Raw genomic sequence first — 13,323 nt, forward strand, 5'->3', positions numbered from 1 at the left:
GAGGAAATTATTCCCACTCAATTGTCGCTGGTGGCTTACCAGAAATATCGTAAACCACACGGGAGATGCCATCGACTTCGTTGATGATACGGTTAGAAACCTTACCAAGGAAATCGTATGGTAGATGCGCCCAGTGAGCGGTCATGAAGTCGATGGTTTCTACTGCACGCAGTGAAACAACCCAATCGTACTTACGACCATCGCCCATTACACCAACAGAACGTACTGGTAAGAATACCGTAAACGCCTGAGAAACTTTATGGTACAAATCGGCAGCATGCAGTTCTTCAATAAAGATAGCGTCAGCGCGGCGTAGCAAGTCACAATATTCTTTCTTGATTTCACCAAGAACGCGAACACCTAAACCCGGACCTGGGAATGGGTGGCGGTAAAGCATGTTGTATGGAAGACCCAGTTCAAGACCAATCTTGCGAACTTCATCTTTGAATAGTTCACGCAATGGCTCAACTAAGCCCATCTCCATATCATCCGGTAATCCGCCAACATTGTGGTGAGATTTGATAACGTGTGCTTTACCCGTTTTAGATGCAGCAGACTCGATAACATCTGGGTAGATAGTCCCCTGAGCAAGCCACTTCGCATTTTTCAGTTTCTTAGATTCTTCATCGAAAATATCTACAAACACGTGACCGATGATCTTACGCTTCGCTTCTGGATCAGCTTCGCCTTCCAGCGCATTTAAGAAACGGTCTTCAGCATTCACATGGATGATGTTAAGACCAAACTTGTTGCCGAACATATCCATAACTTGCTCAGCTTCGTTCAAACGCAATAAACCGTTATCAACGAATACACAAGTCAACTTGTCGCCAATTGCGCGGTGAGCAAGCATTGCCACAACCGAAGAGTCAACACCACCCGACAGACCTAGGATAACTTCATCGTCACCTACTTGCTCTTTAATTCGAGCAACGGCATCTTCAATAATGGATTCAGACGTCCATAAACGCTCACAGCCACATACGTTCAACACGAAATTTTCAAGCATTGCCATGCCGTTTTTCGTGTGCGTTACTTCTGGGTGGAACTGAACACCGTAATACTTCTTCTCTTCGTTTGCCATTGCCGCGTATGGGCAAGTGTCAGTTTGAGCGATCTTAGTGAAATCTGCTGGGATTTCTACAACCTTGTCACCGTGGCTCATCCATACATCTTGAGTTTCTTCAAGAGAGGCAAATAAAGCAGAATCGCCTGTTACTTGAACGGCTGCATAGCCAAATTCACGCTCATCGGAACCTGCAACTTTACCGCCTAACTGCTCTGCCATGGTTTGCATGCCGTAGCAAATACCAAAAACTGGTACGCCAGAGTCGAATACGTATTGCGGAGCACGCGGAGAGTTGTTTTCCGTTACGCTTTCAGGGCCACCAGAAAGAATAATGCCATCTGGGTTGAAATCGCGAATATCCGCTTCTTCAACATCCCAGCTCCATAGCTCACAATAAACACCAATTTCACGGATGCGTCGAGCAACAAGCTGAGTGTATTGAGAACCAAAATCGAGGATCAAAATACGTTGGTCATGAATGTTCTTAGTCATTTTCGTCTCTTAAGATCAAATAGGTTAAGCGATGAAGATGCGCATTAGAACGCATCTTCAAGGTTAATTCTTTAGGGGTAATTACTGGCCAGTACGGTAGTTAGGCGCTTCTTTCGTCATCTGCACATCGTGGACGTGAGATTCTTTCATACCAGCACCAGAAATACGTACGAATTCAGCTTTAGTGCGCATATCGTTGATTGTTGCGCTGCCAGTTAGGCCCATGCTTGAACGCAAACCGCCCATTTGCTGATGAACAATTTCTTTCAAGCGACCTTTATAAGCGATGCGACCTTCGATGCCTTCAGGAACAAGCTTGTCGGCAGCGTTATCAGATTGGAAATAGCGGTCAGAAGAACCTTTAGACATCGCGCCAAGAGAACCCATACCACGGTATGACTTGTATGCACGACCTTGGTAAAGCTCGACTTCGCCAGGTGCCTCTTCAGTGCCTGCGAACATAGAACCAACCATGACACACGAAGCACCCGCTGCAATGGCTTTACAGATATCGCCAGAGTAACGAATACCGCCATCAGCAATAACAGGAATGCCGTACTCTGCCGCTGCGTCTGCTGCGTCCGAAATAGCAGTGATCTGTGGTACACCAACACCTGTAACAATACGAGTTGTACAGATTGAACCAGGACCGATACCCACTTTAACTGCACTAACGCCTGCTTCGATTAAGGCTTTCGCACCCGTTGCCGTTGCAACGTTACCGCCAATGATATCGAGGTCAGGGAACGCAGCGCGAGTTTCGCGGATACGGTTCAATACCCCTTCAGAGTGACCGTGAGACGAATCGATAAGTAAAATGTCTACACCTGCATCAACAAGTGCTTTCACGCGCTCTTCATTACCTGCACCAGCGCCTACTGCGGCACCAACACGTAAACGACCTTGTGCATCTTTACATGCGTTAGGCTTACGTTCTGCTTTGTGGAAATCTTTTGCGGTGATCATGCCTTTTAGCTGGAACTCTTCGTTCACTACCAAGACTTTCTCTACACGGTGCTCTTGCATCAGCTTTTGTACTTCTTCACGAGAAGCACCTTCTTTTACTGTTGCTAGACGTGCTTTTGGTGTCATGACATCTTCAACTTTCTTGGTCAGGTCAGTAACAAAACGTACATCGCGACCAGTGATGATGCCCACTAATTCATTGTTATCTGCAACAACAGGGTAACCAGCAAAACCGTTTTCTTCAGTTAACGCTTTTACATCTTCAATCGTTGCTGTTGGCTCAACAGTCACAGGAGCAGTAACCACACCTGCTTCGAAGATCTTAACAAGATGCACTTGATGAGCTTGTTGCTCAATCGACATGTTTTTGTGGATAAAGCCAATACCACCTTCTTGCGCCAGCGCAATGGCTAGGCGAGCTTCCGTTACGGTATCCATAGATGCAGAGATCATTGGAATATTCAAAGTGATGTTTTTAGTCAGCTGAGTGCGAAGATCAGCAGTGTTCGGAAGAACAGTGGAGTGTGCCGGGACGAGTAAAACGTCGTCAAAAGTTAAAGCTTCTTTTGCGATTCGTAGCATTTGCAATATCTCACAACAAGGTGTTAATAGGAATAAACCCAAGCTTTATCGTTTCGCATAATAAAGTGATTTGGATTTGATATTGCAGACGGATTATACGCACAGGGCAATCGCTTGACCACACATTTTTTTATTTTTTATTTGCAATCACCCCCTTGATATGTATTATATTGCCGCTAATTTCCATATTCACGCCTTAGAGATTAGTTGTGTCTTCTCTGACCAATAATAATATTTTCACTGTATCTCGCTTAAACTCTGAAGTCCGTCTTCTGCTCGAAAATGAAATGGGCATTGTATGGCTCGTGGGTGAAATTTCTAATTTCTCTGCCCCCGTTTCTGGTCACTGGTACTTCACATTAAAAGACTCCCGTGCCCAAGTGAAATGTGCGATGTTTCGAGGCAACAACCGCCGAGTAACATTCAAACCACAAAATGGAAATCAAGTTTTAGTTAAAGCCCGCTTGTCTATCTATGAACCAAGGGGTGACTACCAACTTATCATTGAAAATATGCAGCCCGAAGGCGACGGACGACTTCAGCAAGAGTTTGATGAGCTGAAAATGAAACTTGCCGCTGAAGGTCTGTTTGCTCAAAGTTCAAAGCAACCTTTACCTGAAAACCCAACTCGTGTTGGTGTTATCACATCCAAGACGGGTGCAGCTCTGCACGATATTCTAGATGTATTAAAACGCCGAGATCCTACACTGCCTATCGTTATCTACCCTTCTATCGTTCAAGGAGATACTGCTGCTATCTCAATTGCTCAAGCGATTGGTAGAGCGAACGAACGCAAAGAGTGTGACGTTCTTATTGTTGGACGGGGCGGAGGTTCGTTAGAAGATTTATGGTGTTTTAACAATGAAATCTTGGCACGTACAATTGCCGCAAGCCAGATCCCTATTGTTTCTGCTGTAGGGCATGAGGTAGATATCACCATTGCTGATTTTGTGGCAGACATGAGAGCACCAACACCTTCAGCAGCAGCAGAGTTAGTCAGTCGAGACAATAATCACAAAGTATTGTCACTGAAACAAAAGCGACAACACTTACGTCAGGCAATGTTGCAGTATCTTACCGACCACAAATCTTCGCTCAATATGCTGGAAAGAAAGTTGGAAAGAAAGCACCCAAGCTACCAACTTCAACAGCAAAGCCAGAGACTGGATGAATTAGAACAGCGGTTGCGCGTTGCAATGAACCAAAGGTTATCGGGTAATAGCCGAACAATGGTGAATTTGGATCACCGTCTCGCATTGCACAATCCTCAGCGAAAACTCAATCAGCTTCAGAGCCAGCTTTCTAGCAGTAAAGCAAAACTCTTCGATGCCATGGATAGGCAGTTGTTACTGTCTCGACATCAATTGGCTCTAGCCGCCGAGAAACTGGACACCGTAAGCCCACTAGCCACATTAAAACGTGGTTATAGTATTACACAGCTAGAGAATGGCGATGTAGTCACTGATGCTAACAAAATTAAAACGGGTGACGTACTTATCACCCGCCTTGCTGATGGGAATATTCGCTCAACCGTTTCTGACTAGTGCGAGTGCACTTCTAACTACTCGTAATTTCTGAACACTAACAAGGTTAGACCTTCAGTTTTCGTTTACTTACGACTTAGGTTTTCGTTTACATACAGCTTAGTTTTCTTAAACAAAGAAGCTTTTAAGCCACATTCGATTGTTTTTTATAGATAAAAGTAGCTCGAGACTTGGATTTCAGTTCATTGCAGCTTGGGCAAAAATAACTCGCGGATCCGCATGCTTGAAGCTTTTCTAGAGATTGTTCGCAGTCTGGGCAGAACGCAAGCTTCTGATAATCTTCGGAGCAGAAATCGCAGTGATATAACCCACCATTCCATCTCAACTCGCTGTCACAGTGTTTGCATACATTATCATTCATATCTTTACCCTCTTTACCACGAAGTACATCCTGATAATGAAGTCATAACTTAATGAGTGCTTTGATCTGTATCAGATGTTAATCCGAACAGGGCTTTGGGAACATTTGATCTTTCACGATTAAATTTTATTTGAGATATATACGTTCTAATCACATTGTAAGGTACGTATTCATGTTATTTTTCAATCATCAAACCGCGATAAGGTGGCGTCAAGTTACGAATGCAGATCTTTTCCGATCTTCCGCACTAGGACATCTGATCAGCGATCAGCATCAAAAAGAACATTTATATAACCACACCCCGAAAGCATAAGTTACATATGCTGTATTTGAATTTTAAATAGATTTAAAAACTAAAAAGAAAACCAAAAACAACACTTTTCAGAATTTAATATTCGATCAAAATTCAATTGTCATTCGAATGTAAGTGAACATTACAACGTTTGAAATTACAGATAACACATTGTTTTTAAATGAATATATCTTACTGGGTATCTATTTATTGGCAGATCCATCAGATAAAAATACTGTAATTGCCTTCGAATACAAAAAAGCGCCTTTCGGCGCTTTTTAGTTATTTGTTTCGATTTTTCATCATCGACATAAGTCGTTTGCGTTTTCGCTCTTGCGACAACGTAAGTTTATTGGACTTACCTTCAAATGGGTTGTCACTGCTCTGGAATTGAATTCGGATAGGTGTACCCATAATTTCCAAAGAACGACGGTAGTAGTTCATTAAGTAACGCTTATAGGAGTCTGGCAATTCATGTACTTGGTTGCCGTGAACAACAATGATTGGAGGGTTGTATCCACCAGCGTGCGCGTATTTCAATTTCACTCGGCGACCACGCACCATTGGTGGTTGGTGATCATCTTGCGCCATTTTCATGATTCGAGTTAGAACAGATGTACCAACACGAGTCGTTGCAGATTTATACGCTTCTTGAACCGATTCAAACAAGTGCCCTACACCAGTACCGTGCAACGCTGAGATAAAGTGAATTCGTGCAAAATCGACAAAACCTAGGCGGCGATCAAGCTCTTTCTTCACATGCTCTTTTACATCAGTATCTAGACCATCCCACTTATTCACCGCAATCACAATGGAGCGACCAGAATTCAGCGCAAAACCTAATAGACTTAAATCTTGATCAGATATGTTTTCTCGAGCATCAATAACTAGCAACACTACGTTAGCGTCTTCGACAGCTTTCAAAGTCTTAACAACTGAAAACTTTTCTACCGTCTCATTGATACGTGTACGGCGACGTACACCTGCTGTATCAATCAGGACATATTCACGTTCATCACGCTGCATTGGAATATAAATAGAGTCGCGAGTAGTGCCTGGGGCATCAAATACTACGACTCGCTCTTCACCAAGAATACGGTTTGTAAGCGTCGATTTCCCTACATTAGGACGACCAATAATAGCCAGCTTGATTGGTTGATCTTGTAAGCGTTTGAATTCAGCTTCCGCTTCTTCTTCGGTGTAATCCAGTTTTTCTTCTGGGTCTTCAAAGTCCGTGAGGTCTTCTAACTCACCTTCAGCATTTGCAATGAGTTCTTCTGCAAATGGATTAAGTGCGCGGTCAATCAACGCTGCTACACCGCGACCATGAGATGCCGCAATTTGATACATGTTTTCGACACCAAGCTTCCAGAAATCGGCGCTCGCTGCATCGGCATCAATACCGTCTACTTTGTTCACCACCAGCATAGCTGGCTTCTCTATTTTCCTAAGGTGCATCGCAATGGCTTCATCCGCTGGTGTTAAACCAGCACGACCATCAACCATAAAGAGAACGACATCAGCTTCATCAATCGCTGCCAGCGACTGCTGTGCCATCTTTGTTTCTACGCCCTCTTCCGTTCCATCAATACCACCAGTATCGATGACGATGAAATCATGTTCACCCAGTTTTGCCTGACCGTATTTACGATCCCGAGTTAATCCAGGGAAGTCGGCCACTAACGCATCACGCGTTCTAGTCAGACGGTTAAAAAGCGTCGACTTACCAACATTAGGACGCCCTACAAGAGCAACTACAGGAATCATATGTACCTCTACAATCTCATTTCTTAATGTAGCTATAGGTAAATCATTATTACTAAAGCTTAGACTTACCTATAACCACACTTGTTTAATTATCAATAAAACGGCTCTTGACTGAGAACAGCCAAGAGCCGATTGTGAATTATATCACGTTATTTACTGGATCTGCAGTTTCTTTACAGCACCAGAACGTGTTACTACAACGTAACCTTCGTCAACAACAATAGGTCCTACAGCAAAGCCACTGTCGTCTATAAGTTGCTGAGCCACAAACTTGCCAGAGTCCTTCTCCAGCCAATGTAGATAGCCTTCAGTATCGCCAACGACTAACTTACCGTCGATAATTGAAGGAGCCGTTAATAAACGGTGCTCTAACTGTTTGTTGCTCCAGATTTCTGTACCACTACGCGCATCAACCGCGACGAGATGATCTTTATCTGTAACTAAGTAGAGGTTACTGCCATCCGTCACCATATCGGTTGCAGATGAATAAGTACGCTTCCAAGATGGCGCCCCAGAACGTAAGTCAATCGCCACAAGCTGACCGTTTACACCGACAATGTATAACGTGCTACCAATAATGATAGGCGACGCATCGGCATCGACTAGGCGATCAATTTCAGTGGAACCTTTAGGCGTCCCCACTGGCTGTTGCCAAATTAGTTGCCCACGAGCCACTATCGCGGCCGCAATTCGACCATTCGCTGTCCCCCAGAACACACCACCAGAAATGGTGACAGGAGAACTGTCTCCACGAAGCGTTAAGCTGGGAACTTCTGAACTCACTGTCCACTCTTGAGAGCCGTCTTCTTGGTTTAGGGCAACCAATATGCCGCGAGAGGTATGGACCATCACAAGGTTAGCGTCGGTAGCAGGTGCTGCAAGTACCTCACCCTCTACTGAAGAACGCCAAAGTAGCTCACCGTTTTCTGCAGAAAGCGCTATCAATTCGCCATTTTCGCTACCGATAAACAACTTACCAAACGCCGCAGCAATTCCACCCGAAAGGCGAGCCGTGTTTTCTGACTCAACAGTGGTAGACCAGTTTGCTTTACCCGTATTAGGATCCAGCGCTTTTACTTGTCCATCTCGACTGGCAACAAATACGTTGTCGTACGCATAGACAGGTTTCAGTTTGGAAAAATAATGCCCAACACCATCACCAACCGAAGTAGACCAGTTACTTGCTGGTGTAAATTGGCTTTCAACAATAGGCAAAGGTGCCATTACGATGGTATCTTCTTCGCCCGCGCATCCAGCTAAGCCGGCTACAGCCAAGGCGCACATCACAGCTCGGTTGAGCATTTTCTTCATTCGATACAACCCTTACTTCGCCAGATCGTCCAGCTTCATTTGCAGAGCTTGGCTCGCATCTGACTGCTGTTGTGCTTCTGAGTAGGCAGCATACGCACCTTCAGAGTTACCCTGACGAAGCAAGATGTCGCCTTTAAGCTCAGCAACACGACCAGCCCAACCCGCTTCTTTAATCGAATCAAGCTGAGTAAGCGCTTCATCGTACTTTTCTTGCTCTGCAAGCACGCGAGAAGTACGTACTGTTAACAAAGAAACGATAGCCGTATCTTTTGTGTTTGCTTTAGCCCAGTTTAACTGCTCTAGAGCCTTATCCAGCTCTCCCGCTTCAACAAATGCTTTTGCTAGTTGCAGCGCAGCTAATACTGAATATTGAGATTCTTTATTCGCTTCGATAAACGCCAGTGCATCAGATGATGACTCTGCACCAGAGTTCTGTATTTGAGTCAGTACTTTATCGTACGCTTGAGAAGCTGCACCTTGCGCTTCTGCTTGCGAGTCCTGATAAAAACGCCAGCCAAAGATACCGCCTAAGCCAACCACCGCACCTACGATGACCGCTTTACCATTCTCTTTCCACCATTCTTTAATGGCTTCTACCTGTTGTTCTTCAGTATCGTAGAGTTCCATTACGATCTAGTCTCTTGTTTGAAAAAATTAAAATTCAGAACTGCTTTAAGCTCACTTAATGTAAGTTCGTATTGTTGCTCTGAATTTGATGATGCTACCTTGTCTTTCAGGGATACATATTTAGATAATTTGTATTCCTTTTTGTTCAGATACTCAATTAATTCAAAGCGCAACTGCTTGCTTAATATTTTGACAACGACAGTCCCATTCTTGATTTCATGCTCACCTGTGATCAGAGCAACGACCGCACCGACTTTGTCAGCACGCTTAAATTGTTTCTTGAAGTTACCGCCACCGAAGTGCGTCATCACGCGTAATCCCGGCAATGATTCTCGAAGTTGTTCCGCCAGCTTCATGCTCGCCATTTGCGTGCCTTCACCTGCGCTTACCATGTACACATCGACTGTGCGACGCGTGTCAGCTAGGTCCAGTTCTTCTAACATAAGAACTAAGCGCTCTAGCCCCATAGCAAAACCTACTGCTGGGGTAGACTTACCACCCAACTGCTCGACAAGCCCATCATAACGACCGCCACCACACACTGTGCCTTGAGCACCTAAGCTTTCAGTAATCCATTCAAAAACGGTACGGTTGTAATAATCCAGACCACGCACAAGACGCTGGTTCACTTGATATTCGATACCAGCAGCGTCAAGAAGTTCACACAATCCAGCAAAATGTGCTTTAGATTCTTCGTCAAGGTAATCGGACAACTGAGGAGCATCAACTAGAATCGCTTGAATATCTGCATTTTTGGTATCCAGAACACGTAGCGGGTTCGTATGCATACGACGTTTACAGTCTTCATCGAGAATATCGACGTGCTGCTCAAGGAATTCAATCAATGCCGTGCGATAGTTAGCACGAGCTTCTAATGAACCAATTGAGTTTAACTCTAGACGCACATGTTTTTCGATACCGAGTTCTCGCCACAGACGAGCTGTAAGCATGATCAGTTCAGCGTCGACATCGGGACCATTCAAACCGAATACTTCCACACCACACTGGTGGAATTGACGATAACGACCTTTTTGAGGACGCTCGTGACGGAACATTGGTCCCATGTACCATAGACGTTGCTCTTGATTATACAGCAAACCATTTTCAATACCTGAACGAACGCAACCAGCCGTCCCTTCTGGGCGCAAAGTCAGGCTATCGCCATTGCGGTCTTCAAAGGTGTACATCTCTTTTTCAACAACGTCGGTCACTTCACCGATGGCACGGCTAAATAGATGAGTCATCTCAACGATCGGCATGCGAACTTCACTGTATCCGTACGCACTGATTACATGTTTAACCGCGCTCTCCACTTTTTGCCAAAGAGGAGATTGTGTAGGGAGGCAGTCATTCATGCCTCTGATTGCTTGTATCGTTTTTGCCACAGTTATTACCGTCGAGATTATTGTTTATCGATTAAATTGATGTCGATGCGATTGCTTTCATCAAGCACCGACGCTTTTGCACGAATTTTGGCTTCGAGCTTGCTAACCAAATCTTCATTATCAAAGCGCTCTTTTTGACGTTTACCGTCTTCATAAAAAGCGCTTTTCTTGTGACTTCCAGCTAACCCTAAATGAGAAACTTCTGCTTCACCTGGACCATTTACTACACAGCCAATGATAGAAACATCCATCGGCGTAATAATGTCTTCTAAACGTTCTTCCAAAGCATTAACAGTATTGATCACATCGAACTCTTGACGAGAACAGCTTGGACAAGCGATAAAATTAATACCACGGGAACGAATTCGAAGGGACTTTAGAATATCGAAACCAACTTTAATTTCTTCTACAGGATCAGCTGCCAAAGAGATTCGAAGCGTATCTCCGATGCCTTCATTCAGCAGCATGCCAAGGCCCACTGCGGATTTAACCGATCCAGCACGCGCGCCGCCTGCTTCGGTGATACCGAGGTGAAGAGGTTGGTCAATCTCTTTCGCCAGAAGACGATAAGAGTCAACAGCTAAAAAGACATCAGATGCTTTTACACTGACTTTAAATTGGTCGAAATTCAAACGATCGAGGTAATCAACATGGCGCATTGCTGATTCTACCAGCGCTTCAGGTGTAGGTTCACCGTACTTCACTTGCAGATCTTTTTCCAAAGAACCGCCATTAACACCGATTCGAATTGGGATATTTTTATCACGAGCACAATCGACAACCGATTTTACTCGTGCTTCATTACCAATATTCCCGGGGTTTATTCTTAAACAGTCAACACCGTACTCCGCTACTTTCAAAGCGATTCGATAGTCGAAGTGAATATCGGCAACCAAAGGAACATTGACTTGCTGCTTTATCAGTTTAAAGGCTTCTGCTGCTTCCATAGTAGGAACAGAAACGCGAACAATATCAGCGCCAACGGTTTCCAGTGACTTAATTTGAGCCACTGTTGCTTCAACATCCGTTGTTCTGGTGTTGGTCATGGACTGTACCGCGATAGGGGCACCGTCACCGATCGGCACATCACCCACATATATGCGGGTCGATGCACGACGTTTAATAGGGGATTCGTGTTGCATAATGGCTTTTAGACTTACTCAGCTTCTAGGGTAATTTGAATCTTGCTACTTTGCCTGCAGTATACCCAGAAAGGTCTACAGCTTCACCAGCAAATGTCATTGAAACACCTTCAGGTGCACCTAATATTACGCTGTATGGAGCCTTGCCACTTAAAGAAAGTTGGTGACCCGCTTTTTTTACACCCGTAGCAAGTACTTTACCTTCTGCGTCTTTTACCTGAATCCAGCAATCAGCCGAAAACGACATTGAAACTGGGTTAGCAGATGCTGAAGAATCTGAAAGAGCGACGTTAGTACTCTCAGGCGACTCAGCATTAGAATTAGATGACTCGTTTGATAAAGAAGACGACACGTCACTTGTTGCTGTGTCAGTAACTGAGCTATCAGTGTCTGAAGATTCGGTATTTGAAGAGTTGTTAACTTCTTCGTTGGCAGATGTCGTGTCTTCTGTTGAAACAGCTGCATTGGCAGTTGGCTCAACCTCTTCATTCTGTTGAACGGGTTGAACTGAAGCGACATTGAGCTCTCTTTGGGCTTCAAGTACCGCCAAATCAGCTTCTGATTCTTGAGAAAGGGAGTCTGATGAAGAAGTCAGCTCTGAAACTGATAGTGTGTCTAGGCTCTGATTTTGCCACCACCACACAGAAGAAATACCAACCAACACCGCCAGTACACCCCATGTAATTAACATGATTCGACTGTCGTGTTTTTCTCGATTGGTTTTTCTGGAAAAGCTCTGCATGGACTGTTCTTTATGGTTCACCTTTTCTTCCAAAAGAGGCAAAACATCGTCATCGCTCAGCCCAACAGCCTTGGCGTAAGATCGCAAATAGCCACGGGTAAAAGTGGCTACTTGATCTGACTTGAAGTTGTTATCTTCAATGTTTTGTATCACCGCCAAGCGGAGACGAAGACGGTCAGCAATGTCTTTTTGCGTTAACCCCAGCTTCTCTCGCTGTTGGCGCAGTACATCACCAGGAAGTGGCAATGTAGAAATAGTCATATTTTCTGCAGTTTGTTCAATACTCATTCGCTACGTACTTCTGATATTGAATCGAGTCTGGGTATTTGTCTTTTAATACGCTCGCGTACTTATTTGCAAGAGTGTTATTGCCTGCTTGTTTTTCTAATTCAATTAGCAAACCCAAACTCGAAGCTTTATACCCATATCTATTATGAAATTTTAAAAGTCTAACCCTAGCTTCCCGATACTTTGCTTTTTGAATTTCTATTTGTGTTAGCTGAAGTATAGAAACAACACGGTTTGGGTCATGATCCAAGGAACGGGCAAAATAATACTCAGCTCTATCCTGTTCGCCGCTTTTAAGCGCACACATTGCCGCATTTTGATAGCTGGCTGCAATCAGGTAGTAATATGGCTGTTCAATAGCACGGTTAAAGAATGCATCGGCTTCATCGTATCGACCGATTTTACAAAGAAACGTACCGTAGTTATTGAGTACATCACCGTTCTTAGGCGACTCCCTAAGTGCCTTTTTATAGGCTTGCTCTGCCTGATCGGTCTCGCCAACTTCTTGATAAAAGTGAGCCATTGCGATCAGTGAACGATAATAATCTGGTGCGTAGCTTACTGCGGTTTCAAGATTTTCTCTTGCCCGAATCATATCTTTGGACTCAAGATAACTTAAACCTAAGCTTATACGCGCTTCTGCCGCCTTTATCTTATCAAACTGATTATTAGCGGATTGTTCAGTAACTGTAACACAACCTACTAACAAACTAACCAGAAATATGTTCGCAATTCTCACTAACATCACACTCCCT

General features: G+C 44.2%; 11 protein-coding genes. 1 reads left to right on the plus strand and 10 read right to left on the minus strand.

Annotated elements, in window-relative coordinates:
* Positions 1–7: 7 nt before the first annotated feature.
* Together guaA and guaB are read right to left on the minus strand one after the other, a co-directional pair.
* On the minus strand, positions 8–1,561 hold the full coding sequence (gene guaA / locus CW749_RS04365) for a glutamine-hydrolyzing GMP synthase (protein ID WP_101110812.1): 1,554 nt from the start codon (positions 1,559–1,561) through the stop codon (positions 8–10).
* 81 nt (positions 1,562–1,642) lie between these two features.
* The gene (gene guaB, locus CW749_RS04370; protein ID WP_101110813.1) at positions 1,643–3,109 is read right to left on the minus strand and encodes an IMP dehydrogenase; all 1,467 of its coding nucleotides are present in this window, start codon (positions 3,107–3,109) and stop codon (positions 1,643–1,645) included.
* Between the two features lie 209 nt (positions 3,110–3,318).
* Here guaB and xseA point away from each other — a divergent pair, with 209 nt between their 5' ends.
* Complete coding sequence (gene xseA / locus CW749_RS04375) at positions 3,319–4,653, plus strand: exodeoxyribonuclease VII large subunit (protein ID WP_101110814.1); 1,335 nt, start codon at positions 3,319–3,321, stop codon at positions 4,651–4,653.
* Positions 4,654–4,777: 124 nt separating this feature from the next.
* Here xseA and CW749_RS04380 read toward each other — a convergent pair whose 3' ends face one another.
* The 8 genes from CW749_RS04380 to pilW all read right to left on the minus strand — a co-directional run bounded on the left by CW749_RS04380 (position 4,778) and on the right by pilW (position 13,313).
* The gene (locus tag CW749_RS04380; protein WP_101110815.1) at positions 4,778–5,014 is read right to left on the minus strand and encodes a zinc ribbon domain-containing protein; all 237 of its coding nucleotides are present in this window, start codon (positions 5,012–5,014) and stop codon (positions 4,778–4,780) included.
* Positions 5,015–5,588: 574 nt separating this feature from the next.
* Positions 5,589–7,073, minus strand: coding sequence for a ribosome biogenesis GTPase Der (gene der, locus CW749_RS04385; RefSeq protein WP_101110816.1), 1,485 nt, complete (start codon positions 7,071–7,073; stop codon positions 5,589–5,591).
* A gap of 153 nt (positions 7,074–7,226) precedes the next feature.
* Positions 7,227–8,384, minus strand: a complete 1,158-nt coding sequence (gene bamB / locus CW749_RS04390; protein WP_101110817.1) for an outer membrane protein assembly factor BamB — start codon at positions 8,382–8,384, stop codon at positions 7,227–7,229.
* Positions 8,385–8,396: 12 nt separating this feature from the next.
* A complete protein-coding gene (locus CW749_RS04395; protein WP_101110818.1) occupies positions 8,397–9,011 on the minus strand; it encodes a YfgM family protein in 615 nt (204 codons plus the stop codon).
* Positions 9,011–10,396 (minus strand): histidine--tRNA ligase, encoded by a 1,386-nt coding sequence (gene hisS / locus CW749_RS04400; protein WP_101110819.1) that lies wholly within the window; start codon positions 10,394–10,396, stop codon positions 9,011–9,013. Before hisS ends, CW749_RS04395 begins: the two co-directional genes overlap by 1 nt.
* A gap of 17 nt (positions 10,397–10,413) precedes the next feature.
* Complete coding sequence (gene ispG / locus CW749_RS04405; RefSeq protein WP_101110820.1) at positions 10,414–11,538, minus strand: flavodoxin-dependent (E)-4-hydroxy-3-methylbut-2-enyl-diphosphate synthase; 1,125 nt, start codon at positions 11,536–11,538, stop codon at positions 10,414–10,416.
* Positions 11,539–11,563: 25 nt separating this feature from the next.
* Entirely contained in the window at positions 11,564–12,568 is a 1,005-nt protein-coding gene (rodZ, locus tag CW749_RS04410; RefSeq protein WP_101110821.1) for a cytoskeleton protein RodZ, read from the minus strand.
* Positions 12,558–13,313 carry a type IV pilus biogenesis/stability protein PilW gene (gene pilW / locus CW749_RS04415; protein ID WP_101110822.1) on the minus strand — a complete coding sequence of 252 codons (756 nt, stop codon included), beginning with the start codon at positions 13,311–13,313 and terminating at the stop codon, positions 12,558–12,560. The genes rodZ and pilW overlap by 11 nt, the downstream gene beginning before the upstream one ends.
* Positions 13,314–13,323: the final 10 nt, after the last annotated feature.

It is taken from the genome of Vibrio sp. vnigr-6D03, from assembly GCF_002835515.1.
Lineage (GTDB): Bacteria > Pseudomonadota > Gammaproteobacteria > Enterobacterales > Vibrionaceae > Vibrio > Vibrio penaeicida.